We start from the raw sequence: 21,251 nt of genomic DNA on the forward strand, positions 1-21,251 counted from the left end.
TCCAGCCAATCAGACATCTCTCTCATGGCTGTCTCCAGCGGCCGTACCGCATCAGGTGGTTGACGGTGTATCTCTGTGCCTGAGAATCAGGCGTGTTCGGTCGAGCCAGGGGCCACCAAAGACGATGATCTCGCTCGGACGGCCGTACAGGTGGTGCAACAGGAAAGGGCCAGGGCCGAAGGTGTCAGCTTCTTCATCGGATAATTGTGGGTCAGCGCCAAGGTATATCCCGGCGTGGTTCGGATGAGCTGCGCGACCCACTGTCATGACGATCATGTCGCCGCGTTGCGGCCGGTCGACCCTCACGAAGCCGGCGGCCTCGTAATTTCTCTCATACAGGCTCTCGGATTCAGCATTCTCCCACCACCCGTCTGTGCGCTTGAAGGCCTCAAACTCAAGGCCCCACTCGCGCTTGTACCAGTCAGCACAGACCTGCCAGCAGTCCCAGGCGCCATGCACGAAGGGACGCTTGAGCAGCGGCACTTCACCGGAGGGCATCACCGTGCGCAGGTCACCTTCCGGCCAGCTCAGGATGTGCCAGGGCAAGGCTGTCGCCTCGCACATGGCCAGGTCATGCGGTGATGGCCGGCTGGTTGCGTCTGGGTGGGTGTGGAAGATGCCGATCACCTCCCCCACGTCTTCCGCCGCAGCGTAGTCCTCGGGATCAATTCGAAACTCTTCGGTCGGCTCAGTGGCGATGTTCCGACATGGGAAGTACTTCTGCTTCCTACCGATCGCCAGCAACAACCCGCAAGCCTCTTTCGGATACTGGGCTGTCGCGTGCGCTGCCATAGCGCTCAAGATGTGCTTGCGCATGGTCAACTCCGAGCGATCAGGGACACCGCGGGGAATCCGCCGTGAGGTAGTTGGTTGTTCTCGCCGAAACGCAATTTGCAGGACTTGAGCCCGCCCTTGCACTCGTCCTTGCTCGGGTCGTCCGTGGGGTTGTCGTCGTCATCAAACATCGCGCCGCCGGTGTAGCCGCAGTTCGGCCCGCGGTAGCCGCCGGTCATTGCCCAGTGACAGAAAGTCGTCATCTGGCGCCCGGGTAATCCGTGGTTGTCGATCTCACCAGGTGAGGACAACTCCCATTGCACTACCTCACCGTCTTCACTGGTCTTCTGATCGATGAACCAGATTTCCAGCGCTTCTTGGGTCGGGTCGGCGGTCGGGTTACCTTCGGGGAAGTTCGACGCATCCAGGTACTTGACCATCGTCTCGCACACGGTCAGCTGAAACTTCAACAGGTCATCGAACGCCAAGCACAGCGCCGTGATGCGTCCGTTGACGTTGGCCACCATGAACGTGGGCCGAGTGGCACTGCCATTGCTGTCGGCGCCGATGCCTTCGATCTGCACGGGCCAGGCCGCGTATTCGTTGCCCTGCCAAATGATCGACTTCGCCGGAAGCTCTTCAGCTGAACTCTCGTACGCCAGCAGTTCATCGGGCGTGTGCGGGATGGCGTGAGCGTGAAAGCGCAGAACGTCTGCGCCGTACTCCGTGCCATCAATTTCAAACAGCCGCACTTCCCCGCCGGGCTCCAGCTTCTGGATGTCCGTAATCAAAGCCATGCGGCGCTACCTCAGGGGTGAAAGGTTTGTTCGAAGGTGGCGGTCAGCGTGTAAACCGATCCGCCTTTGTGCGACGGCTGAAAGCCGTTGCATTTGTAGAGCCCGAGCTCGCCCAGGGGCGGCGTCCACAGGAAAGCCTTTGCCCCTTTGTGGCGGCGCAGGAACGTGATGATTTCCTTGATCCGGTCCGAGCTGCCCGTGTGAGTGACTGGCCAAGACTGCTGCTCGTTGTTGATGCCGTCCGAAACAGACTGGCTGTAGCCGTCACCGAAGCCCTTGGTGCGAACGCGCTGCTTGATGTCGCCCGTCGCACCCTTTTCCGTCTGCCAGGTGAATCGCTCAATTGCCATGGATCACCCCTTGATGGCCCTGTTGATTTTCCCGCCCTGCCTCAGGTCCTGGCTCACGAGCTTCTGATAACGCTGATCGACGAAGTCGGCCAAGTCTTTGCCGAACTGCTCGTAAGCAGGATCATCAGTTGTTGAGCTGGTCGATCCGTCGCCGGCCACCATGACCTGCACACTGATTGTGGTTCCGCCACCAGATCCGCCGCCAAGCGCCCGAACTCCCAGCGCGCCACCGGCCGTCCTGGTCAGCGGCATAATCGCCTCTGGTCCTGCCTCACCCATTACGCCAGTTTGTCCTCCGGCCATCCCGAAGGCGGTCGGTTTGGTCACGACGTTATTGGTGAAGGCGCCGCCATTTGCGAATAGCTGCACACCGGAGCCCCACGCCCCACCGTCCGCTTGTGGAAAGTAGGTGTTGGAATATCCTGCGGCGGTGGACCCTGCTGACGTAGGTGCCGCACCGGCCGCGCTCCCCGCGAAGTAGCTCGTGGCAGCACCCACCAAACTGCCGAGCAATGCTGAACTGGCCTGCCGTGTAGCAATGCGCGCCATGTCTGCGAGGATCGACTTGGCGAAGTCCGCGAACGACAGCTTCCCAGTCATGGCGAAGTTGACGATGGCGTCTTCCATCGAGCTGAAGGCGTTGCTGAACAGGCTTTTCGTCTGCCCGGCCACATCGCGAGCCGACTCCAGATAGTTCTGCCACGCCGACGATGCGCCGGCGCTCCAGTCACCCTGAGCAGCGGTCATTTCCTCGTAGTTGGATTGCACCGTGTCGTGCAGGTCTTGCTGTGTGGCTTTCAGCGCGGCCAGCTTCTGGGTGTACTCGTCGAGGCTCATGCCGCGCGAGCCATCGCCGTATTGGTTGGCCAGTTCCAGGCGTTGCTGATTGAAGCGATCATCAATGCCGTTTTGCTGATCCGTCAGCCCGCGCTGCCGATCACCTTGGCCCAGCCCAGAAGCCGCACGCAGGCCTTGCTGCTGAAGCGTATCGACCTGCTGCTTAAGCGCGCTTGTGTAGGTCTGGACGGCCAAGGTCTGCTTGTTTAAGCGGCCTTGCTCGTTGGTAGCGATGATCGACAACTCGCTTTCGCTGTCCTGCTGCGCCTTGACCATCGCTGAGCGTGCATCGGCGATCTTCTGATCGATCTGGATGACTTGTGCGGCAGTCGTGCCCTTTTTGGCCTTGGCCGCTTCGAGCGCGTCGATTTCTGACTGGTAGCTGTGAGCAACTTCTTCCGACTGCTGCTTCAGCAGACTGATGCGTTGCTCGGTGTAGCTGGCCTGGGATATCACCCCCGCCCGCTGAGACGCTTCCAATTCCTTGTCAGCGTTTTTGTAGTAGGCCAGGGTTTCAGCCAAGGCGTTCTTCGCGTTGTTGAATCCCGTAGTGTCGACGCTGCCGGCGGGAGCCTTAGAGTCTTTGAACTGATCGTTGATGTTCGCAATGTTCTTATCGATGGCCGCCTGGTTCAGCCGGGGATCCGTCGGAGCGACCTTGCGAATGTCGTCGAGCTCTTTCTTGTAATCCTTCAGTGCCTCGGTGCGCTTCTGCTCATTGCTCAGAGCGGATTTAGTCCGCGCATCGACTTTGCCCATGGCAATAACTGCATCGCCCTGGACTTTCGCTTGCTCCCCTTGCCACTTCGCAATATCGGCTTGGGCTGCTTTTTCATCTTCCAACATATTTAAGCGGTTGCGCCTGAACTCGATCAACGCATCCTTGGACTTCTGGCTCTGGAACAAGCCATCCATATTTTCTGCTTCACTGAGATCGTTTTGTGCGGTCTCAATTTCCGAGTTGATATCGCGGCGGCCAATGTTCTTCAGATTGTCAGCCGCGCGCGCAACAGCGTTGTAACCCTTCTCCCAAAAACTCAGGTTTTCGAGGATCTTCGGCGTGCGCTCGTTGATTGCGTCAGCGTATTGCTCGGTCGCCAGCTTGACTGCGCCGGCATGATCACCCTGCTTCTCCAGCGCGGCGATCTGCGAATAAACCGAGGCCGTCAGGTAGTGATACTGCTCATTCAGTGCAGCCGACGCCTTGACCGGGTCGTCGGCCAGCTTGGAGAACTCGGCTACCGTCTCGCTCACTGCCTTGCCGGTGGTTTCCTGCATCGACACGGCGGCTTGAGTGATCCCGGCGAAGCTCTCGCCGGCGATCTTCCCGTTGCCAGCCAGCAGAGCCAGGACCTCGGCAGCCTGCCCGGTGGTGCCGACAGTGGCGCTCACCTGGCGCGCCATATCGCCCAGTTGCCCGGCACTCACACCGGCGTAGCTGCCGGTGAGAATCAATGATTTGTTGTAGCTGTCCTGCTCCTCGCTTCCCTTATAGAAAGCGTATGCCAACCCGCCCACAGCAGCAGTGGCCAGCGCGAGCGGTGCGAGGATGGCGAGTAATCCCGCGGCACCCGCACCTGCGCCGGCCCCAAGCTGAGCCACGGCACGCACACCGCTCCCCCAATCGCCGGACGACAGCGCGTTACCGAGCTGCACGACGTTTTCCTGTGCCTGCCGGGTTCCGAGCTTCAGTCTGTCGAAACCAGTGGCGGTTTTCTCCAGCGCAGCATAGTTACCGTTGATTTTACCCAGGGCAGAGTTGTACTGGTCCTGACTGATGCGACCCGCATCGAGGTGCTTGCCCAGCTGCTCGACCTGAGTATCCAGCTTGACCATGGCGGCCCGGGCCGGATCAATTGCACCGAGCAGGCTGTTTAAAGCCTTCTGCTCATCCAGGGTCGATTTGGCCAGCGCCACTTGCTGCTTATCGAGCTGCGCGGTGATCTTGGTGAACTCAGCCTCACCATAGGCGCCGGTCTTGGTGAGTTTCGCCAGGCTTTCACGCTGTTTAGCCAGTTCTTGCGTGGTGGTCGCGCCTTTCGATAGTGACTTCTCCAGCGCTTCCATCTCTTTCATCAGGCCGACGGCGGATTGCTCGGCGCGATCGCCAGCCTTTGTCAGCTTGTCGAGATCGGTCGCAGCGTTGGCGGCATCAGCCGAATCGACCTTGATGCCGAGTTCTGCAATGTTCATCGACTCACCTTGAATAAGTGCCCGTTCTCACGGGCTGTTGTCGCGGGCTTCAGCCATCACCGCGATGGCTTCCGATTCCATTACGCGGATGTCCTGAAACACGCTGGGGCGATCCTTCGCCGGAATGCCGACGAGCTTCATCACCTCCGGCAGAACGCCGTAGTCGAGGCCGGTTGCGCCGCATGCGCCGGTGCGCCACTGAGTCCACATCGAATCCATGACGAGGAACGACTTCCAATTGTCCGGCCAGACTTCGAAGGTTTCGTCGTAGTCCTCCGGCGAGAAGCCGAACAAGGCCATCTGTTCGGCTGATCCTTCGGATTCGTACAGGGCGCGGGCAGCGGCGGTCAGTTTCCCAGGCGGGCTTTGCCGAAGGCTTCGCTGTACGCCCTCACAACGGCATCCGATACACCGATGCAGCTCTTCACCAGGGCCGTGATCGACTCATCATTGAGCTTTTCGCCGAACCCCCACGACACGACCAGGTCCTTGATTTGATCGACTCCCTGCTCCACCTCAGCTGCGGTGATTTCCGTAAGGGTTGGTTCGGCCCCCTTGAAACGCTCACCGATCGCTTCCGCTTTTGCCTTCCAGGTATCGAAAAGCTCGGCCAGTGCGGTGCGATCGCGATACTTGAATGTAAACGGCACCATGGCCGGCTTATCACCGACCTGCGGGATAGCCACATCGATGGTGAACGTCGGCTTGGGCGCAATCGAAAACTTTGCCATGGAAACCCCTTAGGCGTTGTAGCGAGTTGGGCGGGAGGCGAACGACAGAGTGATGGTCCGCGTCATGATGTTGTTGCGGCTCAGTGTCGGAGTCGCGGTGATCGACACGTACGCGTAGTAATAGATAGTCGCGCCGCCCGGAAGGTTTGCGCGCACCAGCCGCGGCTCTTTGTCTTCGTCCGCTGCTTCAACGAGTGCCACATACGCTTGGGCCGGATCATCGGCGACTGGCAACGTCATGCTGCTTGCCGATTTGTTGGTGGGCAGTTGACGATCATCGTCGTCCTCGAGGAAGCCGTAGGTGAGGAATTGCTGCTCGCCGCCGTTGGCCGCCGGCTCAGTGATCTGTGCGATCTGTGTCCAACCAGAGGCAGAGCGGACCTTGCCCGCACCTGAGCCCGCGGGGTAGTTCTTCACGCTGGTGGTGTCCAGCCCTTCAGCGGCGAACTCGCCGGCTTCAGAGTCGATGACACGAGCCGGCCGGCCGTTCAGCTTCGCCCAGGCGGAATCGATGACAATCACGTCACCGTCGGCCAGGCCGTGCGCAGCCGCAGTGAGCACCGCCGGTTTGGCGTTACTGATAGCGGTGAAAGGCTTCGCGAGGCTCAGCGTGGCCGCGATCTCAAACGTGGTGCCGTTGGGAATCTTGACGCCCATGTGTGTTTCCTCTGTACAGAAATGACAAAACCCGCTCATTGGCGGGTTCGGTTTAGAACATCAAGTGGTTGTCTTCAGGTTTTAACGAGGGTGTGATCCCGAAGATTGAATGTGAGCCTGTATCTACTCGTTTGTTTACAATGCGCGCCCCCCAATGAATCAAGGAAGAGCAATGTTTAAATTATTGTGTACCGCCATAGCCGTCTGCGCGGTTACTGCTTGTACGAGTGTCCCGCCCGCCCCTACGCGACTGGCCTCCCAGAATCCAGACATAGTCGTGAGTACCGCCCAAAATGGATGGCCGACATTGCAGGAAATGCGGTTTCGAGATACCAACAAAGCGTCTCTTGAGCAGATCCAATTCTGCATGGTTCAGCAAATAACAAATGACTCGATAGCGCCTGTTACCGATGCGTCCAAGCAACGGGTGGTCATGCCCGGCACGGGGAGCTATTACATAACAGTGATGGGAACCAGCTTGAGATCACTTACGAAATTCACCGTTGTCGCCAACAGGAAAGACTATGGAGTCGAGTATGTATTCCGCAATATTTTGGTTAACTCGGGTTACGGGTTCAACGAGCTGAACGCCTCTGAGGAGGCAACGATGCACGTTGAGGCGCTACATAGCTCCCTTAAATTAGTGGCCCAAAGAATCACTAATTGCTTGGCCGATTAAGTCCAGTTTTAGCTAACATCGGCTCGGTACATAAACGACACAGGCACGGTGAACGTGGTGTCGTCGGGCATGCCTGGGCCAGGGTCGACCGGGCTCATTGTCACCACCGTCAGCGCGCCCTTCGTGTTTCGTTCGTACAGCGGGAACAAGCTGGCGATCTGGTCTGCCAGCGCACCGGCTGCGCCTCGGTACTTGCCGGATGGCGTCACGATGCTGACCTGAAACACGCCGGTGTACAGCTTGTGGTCGCCGCCGAGCGTATCGCTCGCGGTGTCGGCCGGCAGTGTGAAGGCCTTCAGGTAGGTTGCACCGCTAACTGGCGCGTACGCCTCGTTCTCGACGACGACCTTCAGCGGTACCGGCAACGCTTTAGCCCAGTTGATCAGTTTGGCCTCGTAGATCGAGGCGATGATGTTGTGGCTCATATCTGGTTGTTCCTGATGGCCTCCTGCACGATCTGCTGGAAGCGGGCCACAGTGATGCGGACCATGCCGCCAGGCGCCTGGGTCGAATGCCCGAACTCGAGCGGAATTGCGTACGGCAGGTTGTTGATGAGGTACGCAGTCTGGCCGGCGGTGAAGTCGCTGACTGCGGAGACAAGTGCAGCAATCGTCTCCTGGCCGCTTGGGTCAACCTCGTCAAAGGTCACGTTCTCGACGACATCAATCGAAAGATGCCAGTTGGCTCGGAACCGCCCACCGACATAGCCTTCCGGTGCAACGATATCCATTCCATCGTTCAGCTTACGGCCTGGCTTGAGTCGGCCAGCCTTCGTCAGGTTGGCGGGATCACTGCGAAGCTCGGAGTTGTGATCGTCGACGGCTTTGTTGTACTGGCGAGCTACCACGTTCTGCGCCCAAATCTCGGGATTGCCTACGGGTGACATGCGAATGACGCTGCTGCCGACCTCGATGATGATCTCGCGCAGGTTGGCATCGATGGCTTTTGTGGCTTGGGCCGCGAACTCGGCGAGGCTCAGGGCGAAGCTGCCGGATTGATTTGAGTATTTTGAAGACACAACTCCCCCCGCACCATCCATATGAAAAAACCCGCTGAATGGCGGGTCTTTACTACGACGAGTAATTGATTGCGCGCATGGAAACCTATCAGGATCTCACGCTATTTCAGCTCAATACTCCTTGAGAGCCTTGTCAGCTTCAATATCCTGATCAGCGCAGGCTTTGACCATAGAAAATCCGTACTGGCGCATCTGTTTCATGCATCGCGCAACAGTTTTTTTGTACTCGTCAGGGATCTGGTTGATTTCAGCGACTGCACTTAGATCCTGATCAACGCAAGCTTTTACCATTGCTGACCCGTAACTCCCCATCTGAACCTTGCACCGATCAATGATCTCTTTTTTTACGTCGGTGTCCGCATGGGCTGCAGCTGAAAAAAAAGTTGCTATGCCGACCACGGTAAAGATGCCGCGAATATCCATATATTTTGCTCAATGCTGGAAAGTTAAGGCATAACGCTATTACGCCCTGAAATCTTTGTCCAGATCATGATCGGAGTTGCAGTTCGTAGAGGACTACCGTCCCGGCTGGGTTGATCTCCTTTAAGGGAGGGACGATTGACCAAGTGCGACCTTGGGAAATCACCTTGTTCAACAGATCAGGTGCCCATGCCAGCCCCTGCGCGGCAATCTTGAGCTTCTTGTCGCCCTGTTTGATGAGGCTGTTGTTTTGGAACTCCTGACCGGTGAAGTCGAGCAGAATACCCTGAGCAGTCTGGTCAGTGATGGTGTCAGGTCCAGCCGATCCCGTCTCAGGATCGTATTCGCCTGGCTCAAGCTTTCTGATGGTCACGGGCTGGCCGAACTCTGTGATCATCTCCAGAGCCATCACGGCCATTTCTTCGTAAATGGCCATGATGGACTCCGAAATCTTTATTAACTGAATGGGGGCGGAGAGCCTGTTAGCTCCTCATACTTCGCCTTGTAATGCTCAAGCAGTTCGTCCGCATTTTCTGCCGCTCTTGAAGCGGCGTAGCTCGTGGATACCGATCCGTCTTTACCAGCAATAACCCCTGCCAGTGCCTGTCCTGCAAAGTGCGCCCATGCTTCCATCTGAGTCATAGCGTTACTCCCGTTGTAAGAGCGAGTAACGCTAGCACTAAGCCCTAACGGCGAACAGACCCCGTTTCTGTAGGTAGTCAGCGAACTGCGCAGCGCTCGGCCGATCCGGTGCCGCTGGCAACAGTCGGCCGCTGGTGTTGGAAATCGTCGCGTACTCGCGAGTTACCGCCCCTTCAACACGCTCCAGGGTGATTGCGCCTTTGCGCTTTTCCACCGGGTCGATGTCGTCGGTATGGATCTCAGCGGCCAAGGCCATCTGGCCGTACTGGATGCGAGCCGGCAGGTAGTTATCGGGCTTGATCTGGCAGTCCAGTTCAACACCGCGGCGCGGCCAGGCCAAAGCCTGATCACTGTCCGTCTTACGTCCCTTCCAGGTCTTGCCATCCATCGCCAAGGCGGACCGGCGAAGCAGTGCTTCTCGCGCTGGCTCGTCCGCAGGGATGGTGACGCCGAACTTCACGGCGTACATGACCAGGTCCGCAGCGCTCGCGTAGCTTTCGGCGTCTGACTTGCCGGTGCCGTCCTCGATGATGAGTGTCATGGATCAACTCGCTGGATTGAGCTTTGAATGATTGGCCGTCGGCTTACCGTCAGCCAGCAGTATCACGCCTTGGACAGATCAGCGACGAGCTTTTCCAAGGATTCTTTGGAGGCGTTGGCCCGGTAGGGAACGCCAGCAGCTTCGAGCTTAGCCTTCATGGCCTCGACTTCCACGCCTTCGTCCGCCCTCAGTTCGGCGAGCTGGTTGCGCAGCGTCTCGTTTTCCGTTGCGAGATCGTCGCGCGCCCTGGACAAGTCAGCCATCTGCACGCGAATACCGTCGAGCGCCTGAAACAGGCGGATTGCGAGCTCGCCGGCTTCCGGCCTTTCAATCACGCCAGAGTCAAGCCCATCAATGACAGCGCGGACCATATCGCTTTCGATGCGCAGCTTGCCGATCAGCTCTTGGAGTTCAGCCTTGTTATCACCAGCCCCAACAACAAGCACCTGGCGCGACTCCGCTTCTATCGCGGTCACTTCGACGCCAATATTCTCGTAGGCTTCGACCACTTTCGGCCATTCACCAACCACAACAATACCGGTCACACCCGCTTCCGGACGGTCGAAGTGCTCCGGGTTACGGTAGCGCTTGTCTGGATCAAATCCAGAGCTTTGAGTGGAATAGATGAGGTCCATGGAAATCTCCGAAGCGGCCATCTCTGGCCGCTTTAAGGGGTGAGCGTTAAGGAGTGGTCGTCAGGGTGATCATCACGCCGGCGGTGACCTTGTCGCTGTCGGAGTGTTTGACCCAGTTGGCTGCCGAACCAACGGCCGCCAAAGTTGGGTTCGCGCCGCCGGCGGAGTCCTTCCAGCTGTAACCCAGCACGTCGATGTTGACGGTGCCCTCGGCGCGGTAGCCGATACCGAGGTTTTCCTCGTCGTCCACGTTGTACGAACGGAAACCCGGGGCCTGGGATTCGGTGATCACCACGGCATTCGGCAGCAGGCCGAAGATCACATCTGCCGGAGCGGTGTCGGTCACCAGTACCGGCTTGCCGAGGGTGCCCGGCAGGCCACCGTAGATCACGACGCCAGCTTCTTCGTAGACCTTGTTGGCAATGGCCTCATCGACGATGTCGAAGTAAGCGCTCGAGTGCATGACCCACAGGGCAATTCGACCAAACTTGTCGCCGAACTTGCGCATGCCGCGAGTCAGGGTCTTCTTGCCGTCGGTTTCGATGTTGGCGGTGACCACCATGCCGGCGTTGGAGCTGATAGCAGCCCGCAGCGCAGCAGTGGCATACTGGATGAAGCCTTCCAGGGTGGCGTCGGCCACATCGGCGCCAATGATCTGGGAGAACTCATCGACCGGACGACCGCGACGCTTGAACGCCTCTTCGGTGGTCTGGTACGGGCCGTACTTCCACGGCGCTTTGACGCCAACAGCTTCGCCGGCGCCGATCTTCTTGGCGGTTACCTTGCCTACGGAGTTGACGTCGCGGTGTTCCAGCGAGCCTCCGATCTTGTAGAAGGAGCGCTTGCGGAAGTCGCCTTCAATCAACTCGTTGTCGAGAACGATCGCGCCGTTGGACGATGCATTGAACACGTCGAGGTTGTCCTGGACGCGCTCCAGGTATGCGGTTTGCGCCTCATCGTTGTAGATAATCAGGTCGCTGTTAACAGTTGTAGCCATGGGTGAATCCCCTTACTTGGGCAATTGCAGATATGCGGTTTGGCCGTGCTTGCGCTGGTAATCGCGCTTTTGCTCGGAGGTCATTTCGGAGCGTTTGAATGCAGCCTGGCCGCCACCCCCGCCCGGGGCTTGTGTTCCTGAGGCCCTTGGCCACAGGTGAGACGCGCTTTCGCGCAGTGATTCCGCCCATTCGAGCGGAGTCAGTGGGGTTTTGCCGTCTTTGCCGAGGATGGTCTGGCCAGACTCATCGACGGCGACCGCTTCACCCTCGTCATTCAGTGAGAACACGCCCTTGGCGCGCAGGATGATGTCGTCGGTTGCTTCCGGGAGTGCGCCGGCTTTCAGCGCTGCGCCGCGCACCGAGTCGCCCAGGACTTTGCCCTGGAACTTGGCGGCGAAGGCTTCAGCCTTCTCGGCACGGCCGGTTACGGTCTTCAGTTGTTTGTCGTAATCGCCGCGCAGGCGTTCAGTGCGCCGGTTGAAAACTTCGTCTACCTTACCCTCGGTCAGCAGCTTGGTTTCTTCATCCTGCCCCGCCCGACTGAGCAGCCCTTTGACGGCGTCGATATCGATGCCTTCAAACTGAGTTTCGAACAGGGTCAGCTTGCCAGTAGTGTCTTTCAGCTTGCCCAGCAGCTCCGTGTTCTTGGTTTTCAAGCCAGAAACGGATGCTTCAACTGCAGTCGCGATAGCAGCCTTGATTGCCGGGTTATCCAGGTCGATTTCGTTTTCTTCTGCCACGTTGATGCACCCCTTGGGTATGTGTTGCCCGCTTTTCAGGCATAAAAAAACCCGCCGAAGCGGGTTAGATTCATGATCGTCAAATGTATAAGTCGAATCGGTTCAGAAGGATGTTATCCATCTCTCTCAAGCTTAATGGCCGCTCCAGGTAGTCCTCGTAAAGCTGGCGGGCTCGAAGGAAGTGATCCACGTAAACTCTGTAGTTTTTAGATTGTCCTGCCGTTGTATGTGCGAAAACCCAGTCTTGCTCGTCTGCCACCCATTTCAAAGCCGTACGAGCTCTCGAGTCCATCATCGGAAATAGCTTTGGGCGATGAAAATGGAGATATTTCGAAGAGAAGCTACTGCAATCTTTCTCGGTTATTTTGGTGACTGCATCGCATAGAAAAGCGTGGACCTTTACAACGTCGCCCACCAACATGGACGTGAGTTCCTGGTGCTCATCCAGCATATCGAGCAACTCAGCCACCATCGAGTCGGCAATAGTCTGTCCCAGCAGGTCATAGAAGTTTGCTGTACCAGTGACAGGGTCCACTTCGCTCGGTGTTCGCCGTTCTGCAGATGCAGAGAGACTTCGTCCAATGATCAATGCCTTAGACGCGATCTGCGCCTTGTCAGTATTGCTCGGGTTATCTCTCACAAACTGATAAAGCATTCGGTTAGCAGGGATGAAAATCCCACAACCTTCATCAGTGCCGATGATCTCGCTGGTCAAATATGGAATGTCTGGCTTGGTAAGGTGCATTTGTAACTCCCTGTCTATGTCGAAGACACCTTAACGAAGCCAATCACTATTTCAAGCCAAACCCGCCCTTTCAAATGCCAAGGGCTCCAAGCCTTTCATCTGCACCAACGTCAGCGGCGCGAAGTTCCGATCGAGTTGCAACTCCGTAAAACGCTCGACGCTCAGCCCGCCCTCGCGAAAAAGCTTTGCCCGCACCGGCCCGATTGCCACGTCCTGAAACGACGCCGGCTGCTGTTGGAGCCAGTGGTAATAGTCGAGGCTCGCACTGACCTGGCCCGCACCATCCACACCGACCGAAGCCCGCGTTGCACCCTTGGCGAACATCTCGCTGAGCTTTGTAAGCAGAATGAACGTTGTGCGGCAGTTTGGGTGGAACGGCGGCCTTGGCCCAGATGTGACCGGGAAGCGCCGCTTGTCCATCGAGCGACATTGCTGGCTGGTCTTGCTGTCGAGCGTGGCGACCATTTCAATCTCAGCCACGATATCCGTGTTCGCCTTGGCCACCTCCATGCGCGCCTGCGACGACACATGCTGAATCGCGGTGTGCACGACCGTGCTGGCATTGCGATTGGTCGTTGCCAGGATGCCGTCCTTGTACCCCGCCACCTTGGTGCCGCGAATGTTACGGATGACTTGGAAGTTCGTCTGCCCTTCGAAGAAGCCCTGCCGGATCGTGCCGGTGACACGCTCACGCTCGGCCGTACTCCAGCCCTTGATGAAAGACTTCAGCAGCTTGCCGCCACCGGTGCCCCGCACACTGAGTGGATTCGTCAGCACCGCCGCCCTGATGGCCGCCGCCGTAGGCGCTGCAACGTCGAGCGATACGCCGACCGGCGCAGACCTGGCCAGGCTTGTGGCTTCGAACTCAGCTTCATAGTTGGCAATGTCGATCAGGTCGATGTTCAGCTGCAAGCTGTATCGGTCGAAAATGCCCAGCAGCAGGCTGTCGACTTCCTTCAGCAGCGCTTCAAGCCGTTTGACGTTGTACTCGGTCAGGTCCGACTGGGTGAGCCGATCACGGATCGAGCGGTCGATCTCCTTGAGGAAAGGCGCGAACTTGCCGACCTCTCCCGCCTTGAGCTTTTCGAGAAAGACCGCGTGCCTGATCGTGGCGTCAAGGATTGCTTGGTTTGCCGCCATTTGGTGTTACCTCATCATCCAGGCCTAGGCCGTCGCCCTGCTCTTGAAGCTCGCCATCAATCTGCAAGTCCGTGCGCTCCGGGGCAATCAAGCCCAGTTTGCGTAGGTAAGTCCGCAGATCCGCTTTCGCGAAGCCACCGTTCTGCCACAGGCCAACCAAGGCCGTGATCATCTGCGGATCAGCCGTCAGCTCAACGAATTCCTGATTGACCTGGTATGCGACCTTGTCGGAAACACCCATGTACTGACCGCACCACATGATTGCCCGGGTATAGGCTTCGCTGACGTTAGCCACGCAGCCAGCCAGCACCGAAGTCGATGCAGACTGATCACCGCGGGACTCGGTAGCGGTTTTTGCCGCAAGTGAGGCGACAACCATTCGGGCGCCCAGCTCGATCATCATCTGGTTTTTGTCGTTCATTGCCTCCCTGACCAGAGTGTTCGGCAATGGCTGTGCATATCCGAACGCGCCACCACTAGGTAGCATCATCGGGGCGCGGGAGCCGACGTAAACACCGTTCTTCTCCATCCAGTCACGCCATTGCTCATCCAAGCCAGAAATCCACGGCTGAGCCTGGCCACACCAGAAGACGCTGTCTTCGTAGTCAGCACTGTTGCGGTAATGCCCCAGATTGATCATCGCAATGTCGTACAGCGGCGACTCGTCGATTGACGGATCGTTGTTTTGCGCGCCGACGAAGGTGAACGGGATTTCCTTGAGCCGCCCGGTGATTCCTTCAGGAGTGAATGTATCCGTGACCTCAAGCGGCCCACCACCTCTCGGACCGGACCGACGCCAAACTCGGCAAACAAAGCCATCAGTCTCAAGCGCAAGCTCACGGAACTGCTCGATCACCTTGAAGCCGAAACCGTCCTCAACCTCCAGCATCTCCCGTAGTACGACCAGCGTCAGAACGTTGTGACCATTCACCATGCCGGTGCGCCAGTTGATGATGTCTTCGGCGCAATACGACAGGATCACCGATCGACCACCAGCAGCATTGTCTTGGTGGTAATCGACGTACAAGCCGTGCCGACCAGCCTCCAGCACCTTTTCAAGCGTGCCTTGCGAGTGCTGGTAGATGCTCACTCCCGAGCCGTTGGCATTGTCCTGCAAATACTCCAGCTTCTTCGGTACATCGAGCGTCGGGTCTTTATGGAAGGCTAAGCCCAGCAAGCCGTTGCGTGTGTGCCCAGTAGCGTTCTTGAATACGGCGCGCTCGCGATATGCCTTATTCCGGTCAGCGTTCTCAGACGACTTGTCGTGAGCGTTGATGTACGGCAGCCGAGAAACCACCCGGTGCTGACCGGCACAGATATCGCGGACGGTAGCCCAACGCTCCAGCACTTCGATGTAATCCGCCCGCTTGAAGGAGACGTCGTTGCTCATCGGGCGAATCCCATTTTGATAGCGGTGACCGGCTTGATAATCGGGTACTCGCGGTGAATGAAGTAACCACCGCCGTCGTTGGCGTGGTCGTTGCCTTGGCTCTTGTCCGGCTCGCCGTTGGGCGCCCAGATCTGTTGCTCAAGGCCATCGGCATACGTCGGGCAGGTGAACGGGTTGACCAGGTAACGCCGCTCGCCCTGCGCGTTGCAGAACATGGCGTTCATAGCGTTGATCCGATCCTTGACCGGAGGGTTGGCCGCCGGCGCGATGACCGTGAAACCTGCCTGCTTGAGCATGGCGATATCGGTGACGCTGGCGTTGACCGACTTGCGCGAATCACCGGAGGCGTCCGGGTAGATCCGAATCTCGCAGGTCTTCTTGTAGTCGTTGCCGGTGTGCTCCCAGTAGCGTTCCTTGATGCGACGGATCATGTCCGGCGTGTCATAGCCATCCATCAGCTCATCCACTGCACGGGGCAGGCCCTGGTCGCGCTTGACGTGAGTCACAGCCGCCATCTTGCCGACGTTGAAGTCCATGCCGATGAACAGCGGCTCGCCCGGCTGCACAGTGTCGAAGCACTGGTTCAGCTTGCGGTCATAGGTGTGGTAGATCGATCCAGACGTCAGGTTGACGAACTGGCCGTTCAGGTACGCAAGGATCAACTGCGGCGGATACGACTCCATCAGCGACTCGATGTAGTCGCCTGGAAGGTTCAGCTCGTTATCGAACGTGCTCGCCTGCACGAGGCCGTACATCTCGTTCAGCTTCGGCTTGTCGCGGAGCTGCTTCACGAACTGCAAGAAGACGAACTTGAAGCCTTCCGGCGTCGTGGTGACGTCCACCCCGTTCTTCAGCCCGGGCAGGTTGTAACGCATCCGGGCAATGATCTTGCGCCAGGCTTGCTGCGCCTTGATCGACGTCAGCACGTCCAGCTCATCCACCAGCGCATGGCCAATCTTGAAGCCGACGATGGTCTGAGGCTTCTCCATCGACCGGCAAATCACAGTGCCGCGATACTGCCGACCGCTGTAAATGTGAACTTCATGGTTCGCCTGGTTGATCTTGGTCTTCAGCCCCCAGTCGTAGGCCACCTCTTCCACGGTCGGATAAAAGATGTCCCGGATCTGCGGGTATGTCGGTGCGAAGTAGCCAGCGTTGACACCCGGCCACTCCATGAAGTGCTTGCACAGCGCCGAGCATCCCACCCAAGTCTTGCCTGAGCCGAACCCTGCAACGAATGCGCGGAATTTGTGGGGCAGCGTGAGAAAGTGAGCCTGCGGAACGTTAAGGCTCGGCATTCGGCTTCCTCGCATCCACCACGTCTACTTGAATGCGGGTGGGGATTGCCGGCTCATCGCCAGGTTCATCCTTCCGGTTGCGGTTGACGTACATGTCGCCGGTTTCTTTCGCGGCCTGCTCCAAGATCTGCATGGCCAGGCCGATGTTCTTCATCGTCTCGGCTCTTTCCACGAATCGGTTCATGGCGCGGAGTCGGAATGCACGGTTCGCGATCGGGATCTCTGCCGTTTCTTCACGGAACCGCTTACGGGTGTCGTGAAACAGCGTCACCCACTTCTTCGCCAAGTCACGGCCTGCACGCTTAGTCGGGTCTTGGGCCTCGCACTGCTGGCGGGTGACCTCAATGCCGAATTCCTCTCGGACAGCAGCTGCAACCTGTGAAGGAGTGTCGAAGCACGCCAAGGCCTGAACCATGAAGCCTTTCACCTCATTGTTCAGGGCTGCCATAGGGTAATTTCCGTCTTAGGTCTGTCAGGGGTCAGGCCGATCTGAGCAGACAGGTTCCGCAGGCCCTCGATATGTTCAATTTCCCCACCTCAGCAGGACTGTTTGCAGCATCCACCAACGCTTGAACGTCAGGGCTTGCACCATAGCGGCGGACCACACCGACGAACTCTTCGACGTCATGGCCGCGCAGCTTCAGCTTTGGAGCGCCCTCTTCGGTGAAGGCTGGTTGGCCGTACTTATCAGTCGCCTGGGCAATGTGGTAGAGCTCGTGCTCGATGAGTGCGCAGAAGTCAGCGTCTGAGCACTGGGCGCAGTAATCGGCAGCCAAGGTGATGATGAAGCCCGGCACATCGCCGAACCAATCACGCATCTGTTGCTCCATTCGAGCCTTCTGCCATCTACCGGCGCGGAACGCTACCTGTTCGGCTTGGCCCAGGACTGTGCGGCCTTGCTTCTCGAAACTCGACGAGGCCCACATCACCCGGATGTCTGCATCCAGTAGATGGGCATGGTCTTCGTTGTGAATGCTGCCTTCTTCGGCAAGGATCTCGGTTTGGAGCCACTCCCACACATCGGGGGCTGGCGCAAGGCGGATGGCTAAGTCGGATAGTTCGGAGAACTCACTCAGTGAAGCTGGAGGATATGGCCGGCCCATGAGTCACCCTGAGCTTGTAATAATGGCGTGTTGCCGGTATTTGTGAGGATCAACTCATCGCAAGGAGGTAGATATGTCCAGCACTATTCACCAGTCGGTCAAAGACGCAGCGGATACCGACTACACCGCAGAGCGGCGACGCGGGCATGCAGTGGCAGTAGCCTTGGAGCTGATTGCCAGCAAAGCTTCGAGTGCGGAAGGAATGAGTCTCGTGAGAGAGCTTGATCACTTGTCCAGCTATGCAGATAAAATTCAGGAAGCGCTGAAGGTTAAGTGATCCATCCGTGCCGCACTTACCTGCGGCACACTGACCCAGCAAAGGACTCGCGATCTTGATGGACATACTGGTTGAAACGGTATTTCGCGCAATCTGTTTCCCTATCGGATGGCCCGTAATGCGGGTAGTCACGCTCGGGAAGTATCCGGCGAAAGGCTCATGGTTTTCCCAATCACCAGAATCCGAATGGACATCTGCGGTAGGGCTTGCTGTATTGGTGATCACCATGATGGCAATACTGGGCCAGTTCGTTCTTACCTGATCCGCTCAAGCCGTCAGTCATCAGCATCCAACAGCACCTCAATCAGCTTCTGCTCACCCAGGCGCATGGCACCCAGGCACTGTAGGTCGTCACACTTAGGCCCAAGCCCGAACACAGTGACCTCGCCTTTGGGGCCGATCAGAGTCAGGGCGCCTACAGAGCAATCAGGATGCACACCGGCATCGAGATCATCGGCAATCTTGCGCAGGGTTTTGGCGGCGTCGCGCCAGTCTTCCCGCTTGAACTCAACGACCTTCACGCTCATGTGGTCACTCGCTCTATCCACTCTGCAATGATTCGGCGAACCACAGGCTCGGTCAGGATGCTTGATGGCTTGCCACCCGAGACAACTTCGCGCACCAGGGCCAGAGGGATCACATGTACGCCGTCTTCGGCCGCAACCGTCAGGTGCGGTCTGTGATCGGCCAGGTCGTGAATCTCTGCGGCCATTCAGCTCACCATGATGTTCGTCTGCACCTGGGCGTGCCCGTGCAAGATTGATACGAGCAAGCCTTGAGGCAGGCCCGCAGCCTTGGCAGCGTCTACCGCTTTGGCGATGGCGCTATCCAGATCGTTGACGGCCTTGTTGATGTCCGGGCTCATCGATAGAGCGTGGCGCAGGCGGGTGACGTTGTTCATGCTCTCTCCAATGTCGCGACACAATTTGCTGATTGGCGAAACGTGTCGCGGCTTACCTGTTCTTCTGTGCGGCGCTGTATGCAGCCTCACACGCAAAGCCGGCTATTCGGCTTCGATCAAGCGCTGCTGCCAGGCTTCCCGCTGTTTCGTCAGCGCTTCTACGCAAGTCGGCGAGCAGAACGGTAAGGTCGGCTCTTGCCTTGCCTCCGCTGGCAACCTCGGCAGCACAGGACTTTCGGGTGGCAATGAGGTTGGTAATTTGCTGCTGCAAGCTGCGAGCGCGGCCGTCAGCAATAACAACGGCAGCCGTAACATGTTCAGCCTTGTCTTTCGCATCATCGGAGACTCGGTTGATGTCATCAGTGATTTGGCGTTGCAGGCGCAGCGTGTTGCCGAGTGACGTCACCCGGGCTTTGGCAGTGTCGAGCTCGGTCGCGATGAGTGCTCGGTCAGCCTTCACGGTATCCAGTCGCCATGAGAGGTAGCCGACGGATATCAGTGCAACAAGGACGACCCACAACCACGCCGGAACCAACCGAAGTAGCGTCATGGGCTTTTTCTCTCAGCTGCTTTGCCGATTTTGTCGCAGGCCATGCAGTGCTCGCAGTTCAGCGTGCGGCAGAGCCAGGCTTTCACTGGCTGCCAGAACGTGACCATGAAGATGTGGCGGGCGCCGGCCAGTGCCAGGGACACATGCAGCGTAAGTCCGGCGGTGGTTGGTCCGAAGAAGATGTTCTGACTTCGCACCATCACCACAAAACCGCTAATGGCGATCGTCGAGTAGATCAGCTTCCCAAGAATGCCGTCCCTCACCTTCCCGCTCAGTACGCACCAGGTGGCCCACAGCGAAATCAGGCCAACCGCGATGGAGTTGATCAGTTCGTAATTCATGGTGGATTGCCTCCCCCGAACCGCTGGCGGATGAATGCCCAGAGGTCAGCGGCTTTAATGGCGCGGGTAATTGCAGCAATCAGCGATCCGCCGAAGGTGCCAAGCAGGAAGCCGATACCGGCAACGCTGCGAGGCTCGACCACGCCGAGGTAGGTGCTGACCAACCCCGTCAGGTAGTGAGCGCAGGCAGCGCCCGAGAAGATGAAGATCACCCAGGCCTTCCGGTCGACCAGGTCGTCCCGGTGCCACCAGCTAGCGGCGATAGCCCCGAGCAGTCCAGCTGTGAACCATGTATCCAACCTGTCGAGCAGGCGGTAGAGAAGCTCCATGCGCTCGACTCCGTGGGCATGATTTAAGAAATAACACATATTTGTTGTATTACAACAAATGTGTTGTAGAATCGACTCATCCAAACAACGAGGCGAGGTGATGAAGTTCAGCGAGTTCAGACGATGGTTGAAGGCCCAAGGGGTGACCTTCGAAGCAGGCAAAGGAAGCCACTTCAAAGTCACCGCCCCAAACGGCAACAAGACCACCTTCGCGGATCACGGCAGCAAGGAAATGCCGGAACCGACCCGCAAGGCGATCATTAAACAACTGGGGCTCTGAGAGCCCCCACATCTGAATTGAACTCATCACCTCCAGAAGGAGTGACCATGTACGACTATGCAATCCGTTTTGAGCGGGATGACACACCTGGGCTCGCCGTGTTCTGCCGTGACTTGCCGCAATTTCACAGCTACGGCGATGACGAGCAGCACGCTGTGAGCGAAGCTGTAGACGGCATCGAGACAACTCTGTCGATCTATGTCGATGAACGTCGTGCAATTCCTGCGGCATCTGCGCCCGATGCTGACGAGCTCGTTGTTCACTTGCCGGCGGTTACCGTAGCAAAGATTGTTCTGTGGAATGCCATGATGGAGCGGGACATGCGCAAAGCTGATCTGTGCCGGTTGCTCGGCGTGCACCAGGCCCAAGGAGATCGCCTTGTGGACTTCCTGCACACATCGAAGATGGAGCAACTTGAAGCTGCTCTGCATACGCTGAACGTCAAGCTGCGATTGACTCAAGAGACGATCGTTGACCCGCTAGATATCTGGATAAACCTCCCAGAGTCGCGAACTTCTGCCCGGTTTGCGGTGCGACAGCTTGTCGAAGCCTTTGGAGAAAATCGTGAACTGGTGGTCGGTAAATCCAATGCCAACAGAGATGAAATCAAGGATTACAGCGTCGACTTCATCTTGCGTGACTTTGCGCACGCCGCCAGTCGCAACACTCGACAAGCTACCGTTCCAGTCATAGATGCCCTTGTCGCAACCGGTGTATTTCGTCGCTCCCGCATGGTCGACCCAGCAACAGCGCGAGAGGTCGATAGCCTGGCTCTCATCTAAGCGCGTGCCGATGGGCTGTGCCTATGCCCGCCAGCCCGTGCAATTGATTCCGCTCCAACAGCACTCCCAGCTCAGAGCGATGGGTGTGGTGGAGCCGAAAACG

The 21,251-nt window shown here is 57.9% G+C and carries 31 protein-coding genes; 3 read left to right on the plus strand and 28 right to left on the minus strand.

What is annotated here, in order from left to right; genetic code table 11:
• Positions 1-51: 51 nt before the first annotated feature.
• The 22 genes from FBY01_RS00670 to FBY01_RS00775 form a co-directional block, all read right to left on the minus strand.
• On the minus strand, positions 52-816 hold the full coding sequence (locus tag FBY01_RS00670; protein WP_145306215.1) for a C40 family peptidase: 765 nt from the start codon (positions 814-816) through the stop codon (positions 52-54).
• Positions 817-818: 2 nt separating this feature from the next.
• On the minus strand, positions 819-1,571 hold the full coding sequence (locus FBY01_RS00675) for a phage minor tail protein L (RefSeq protein ID WP_145306213.1): 753 nt from the start codon (positions 1,569-1,571) through the stop codon (positions 819-821).
• Positions 1,572-1,582: 11 nt separating this feature from the next.
• Complete coding sequence (locus tag FBY01_RS00680) at positions 1,583-1,921, minus strand: phage tail protein (protein ID WP_145306211.1); 339 nt, start codon at positions 1,919-1,921, stop codon at positions 1,583-1,585.
• Positions 1,922-1,924: 3 nt separating this feature from the next.
• Complete coding sequence (locus FBY01_RS00685) at positions 1,925-4,951, minus strand: phage tail tape measure protein (RefSeq protein ID WP_145306209.1); 3,027 nt, start codon at positions 4,949-4,951, stop codon at positions 1,925-1,927.
• Positions 4,952-4,978: 27 nt separating this feature from the next.
• Entirely contained in the window at positions 4,979-5,251 is a 273-nt protein-coding gene (locus FBY01_RS00690) for a DUF1799 domain-containing protein (RefSeq protein WP_145306207.1), read from the minus strand.
• 47 nt (positions 5,252-5,298) lie between these two features.
• Positions 5,299-5,682, minus strand: coding sequence for a phage tail assembly chaperone (locus tag FBY01_RS00695; protein ID WP_145306205.1), 384 nt, complete (start codon positions 5,680-5,682; stop codon positions 5,299-5,301).
• A gap of 9 nt (positions 5,683-5,691) precedes the next feature.
• On the minus strand, positions 5,692-6,339 hold the full coding sequence (locus tag FBY01_RS00700; protein WP_145306203.1) for a phage tail protein: 648 nt from the start codon (positions 6,337-6,339) through the stop codon (positions 5,692-5,694).
• A 687-nt stretch (positions 6,340-7,026) separates the two neighbouring features.
• Positions 7,027-7,443: a phage tail terminator-like protein gene (locus FBY01_RS00705; protein WP_145306201.1), complete on the minus strand. Its 417-nt coding sequence runs from the start codon at positions 7,441-7,443 to the stop codon at positions 7,027-7,029.
• Positions 7,440-8,057 (minus strand): hypothetical protein, encoded by a 618-nt coding sequence (locus FBY01_RS00710; protein WP_145306199.1) that lies wholly within the window; start codon positions 8,055-8,057, stop codon positions 7,440-7,442. The genes FBY01_RS00705 and FBY01_RS00710 overlap by 4 nt, the downstream gene beginning before the upstream one ends.
• Before the next feature lie 90 nt (positions 8,058-8,147).
• Complete coding sequence (locus tag FBY01_RS00715; protein WP_145306197.1) at positions 8,148-8,459, minus strand: hypothetical protein; 312 nt, start codon at positions 8,457-8,459, stop codon at positions 8,148-8,150.
• Positions 8,460-8,523: 64 nt separating this feature from the next.
• A complete protein-coding gene (locus FBY01_RS00720) occupies positions 8,524-8,892 on the minus strand; it encodes a hypothetical protein (RefSeq protein WP_145306196.1) in 369 nt (122 codons plus the stop codon).
• A 20-nt stretch (positions 8,893-8,912) separates the two neighbouring features.
• Positions 8,913-9,098: a hypothetical protein gene (locus tag FBY01_RS00725; protein ID WP_145306194.1), complete on the minus strand. Its 186-nt coding sequence runs from the start codon at positions 9,096-9,098 to the stop codon at positions 8,913-8,915.
• 37 nt (positions 9,099-9,135) lie between these two features.
• Positions 9,136-9,639, minus strand: coding sequence for a DnaT-like ssDNA-binding protein (locus tag FBY01_RS00730; protein ID WP_145306192.1), 504 nt, complete (start codon positions 9,637-9,639; stop codon positions 9,136-9,138).
• Between the two features lie 62 nt (positions 9,640-9,701).
• Positions 9,702-10,274: a hypothetical protein gene (locus tag FBY01_RS00735; protein ID WP_145306190.1), complete on the minus strand. Its 573-nt coding sequence runs from the start codon at positions 10,272-10,274 to the stop codon at positions 9,702-9,704.
• A 46-nt stretch (positions 10,275-10,320) separates the two neighbouring features.
• On the minus strand, positions 10,321-11,271 hold the full coding sequence (locus tag FBY01_RS00740) for a major capsid protein (protein WP_145306188.1): 951 nt from the start codon (positions 11,269-11,271) through the stop codon (positions 10,321-10,323).
• 12 nt (positions 11,272-11,283) lie between these two features.
• Positions 11,284-12,012 (minus strand): hypothetical protein, encoded by a 729-nt coding sequence (locus FBY01_RS00745; protein ID WP_145306186.1) that lies wholly within the window; start codon positions 12,010-12,012, stop codon positions 11,284-11,286.
• Between the two features lie 79 nt (positions 12,013-12,091).
• Complete coding sequence (locus tag FBY01_RS00750) at positions 12,092-12,757, minus strand: hypothetical protein (RefSeq protein WP_145306184.1); 666 nt, start codon at positions 12,755-12,757, stop codon at positions 12,092-12,094.
• A gap of 51 nt (positions 12,758-12,808) precedes the next feature.
• Positions 12,809-13,897, minus strand: coding sequence for a minor capsid protein (locus FBY01_RS00755; protein ID WP_145306182.1), 1,089 nt, complete (start codon positions 13,895-13,897; stop codon positions 12,809-12,811).
• Positions 13,872-15,287 (minus strand): DUF4055 domain-containing protein, encoded by a 1,416-nt coding sequence (locus FBY01_RS00760; RefSeq protein ID WP_145306180.1) that lies wholly within the window; start codon positions 15,285-15,287, stop codon positions 13,872-13,874. The genes FBY01_RS00755 and FBY01_RS00760 overlap by 26 nt, the downstream gene beginning before the upstream one ends.
• A complete protein-coding gene (locus FBY01_RS00765; RefSeq protein ID WP_145306178.1) occupies positions 15,284-16,585 on the minus strand; it encodes a terminase large subunit domain-containing protein in 1,302 nt (433 codons plus the stop codon). Before FBY01_RS00765 ends, FBY01_RS00760 begins: the two co-directional genes overlap by 4 nt.
• Positions 16,572-17,033 (minus strand): DUF2280 domain-containing protein, encoded by a 462-nt coding sequence (locus tag FBY01_RS00770; protein WP_145306176.1) that lies wholly within the window; start codon positions 17,031-17,033, stop codon positions 16,572-16,574. Before FBY01_RS00770 ends, FBY01_RS00765 begins: the two co-directional genes overlap by 14 nt.
• A gap of 31 nt (positions 17,034-17,064) precedes the next feature.
• Positions 17,065-17,688 carry a putative metallopeptidase gene (locus tag FBY01_RS00775; protein ID WP_145306174.1) on the minus strand — a complete coding sequence of 208 codons (624 nt, stop codon included), beginning with the start codon at positions 17,686-17,688 and terminating at the stop codon, positions 17,065-17,067.
• Between the two features lie 73 nt (positions 17,689-17,761).
• Between FBY01_RS00775 and FBY01_RS00780 the strand changes: the two genes are divergently transcribed.
• Positions 17,762-17,965, plus strand: a complete 204-nt coding sequence (locus tag FBY01_RS00780; protein ID WP_145306172.1) for a hypothetical protein — start codon at positions 17,762-17,764, stop codon at positions 17,963-17,965.
• A 275-nt stretch (positions 17,966-18,240) separates the two neighbouring features.
• On the opposite strand, the gene FBY01_RS00790 is transcribed toward FBY01_RS00780, so the two are convergent.
• The 6 genes from FBY01_RS00790 to FBY01_RS00815 are packed head-to-tail and all read right to left on the minus strand — an operon-like array spanning position 18,241 to position 20,086.
• Entirely contained in the window at positions 18,241-18,492 is a 252-nt protein-coding gene (locus FBY01_RS00790; RefSeq protein ID WP_145306169.1) for a hypothetical protein, read from the minus strand.
• A complete protein-coding gene (locus FBY01_RS00795) occupies positions 18,489-18,677 on the minus strand; it encodes a hypothetical protein (protein ID WP_145306167.1) in 189 nt (62 codons plus the stop codon). The genes FBY01_RS00790 and FBY01_RS00795 overlap by 4 nt, the downstream gene beginning before the upstream one ends.
• Positions 18,678-18,866 (minus strand): hypothetical protein, encoded by a 189-nt coding sequence (locus FBY01_RS00800; RefSeq protein ID WP_145306165.1) that lies wholly within the window; start codon positions 18,864-18,866, stop codon positions 18,678-18,680.
• Between the two features lie 52 nt (positions 18,867-18,918).
• Complete coding sequence (locus FBY01_RS00805; RefSeq protein WP_145306163.1) at positions 18,919-19,416, minus strand: DUF2514 family protein; 498 nt, start codon at positions 19,414-19,416, stop codon at positions 18,919-18,921.
• Positions 19,413-19,757 carry a hypothetical protein gene (locus tag FBY01_RS00810; RefSeq protein ID WP_145306161.1) on the minus strand — a complete coding sequence of 115 codons (345 nt, stop codon included), beginning with the start codon at positions 19,755-19,757 and terminating at the stop codon, positions 19,413-19,415. The genes FBY01_RS00805 and FBY01_RS00810 overlap by 4 nt, the downstream gene beginning before the upstream one ends.
• Positions 19,754-20,086: a hypothetical protein gene (locus tag FBY01_RS00815; protein ID WP_008075793.1), complete on the minus strand. Its 333-nt coding sequence runs from the start codon at positions 20,084-20,086 to the stop codon at positions 19,754-19,756. The genes FBY01_RS00810 and FBY01_RS00815 overlap by 4 nt, the downstream gene beginning before the upstream one ends.
• Positions 20,087-20,186: 100 nt before the next feature.
• Here FBY01_RS00815 and FBY01_RS00820 point away from each other — a divergent pair, with 100 nt between their 5' ends.
• Both FBY01_RS00820 and FBY01_RS31740 read left to right on the plus strand, forming a co-directional pair.
• Entirely contained in the window at positions 20,187-20,366 is a 180-nt protein-coding gene (locus tag FBY01_RS00820; RefSeq protein ID WP_072458260.1) for a type II toxin-antitoxin system HicA family toxin, read from the plus strand.
• Between the two features lie 47 nt (positions 20,367-20,413).
• Positions 20,414-21,148: a type II toxin-antitoxin system HicB family antitoxin gene (locus FBY01_RS31740; protein WP_256664391.1), complete on the plus strand. Its 735-nt coding sequence runs from the start codon at positions 20,414-20,416 to the stop codon at positions 21,146-21,148.
• The last annotated feature ends 103 nt before the right edge of the window (positions 21,149-21,251 follow it).

It is taken from the genome of Pseudomonas sp. SJZ077 (assembly GCF_007993905.1).
Lineage (GTDB): Bacteria > Pseudomonadota > Gammaproteobacteria > Pseudomonadales > Pseudomonadaceae > Aquipseudomonas > Aquipseudomonas mandelii.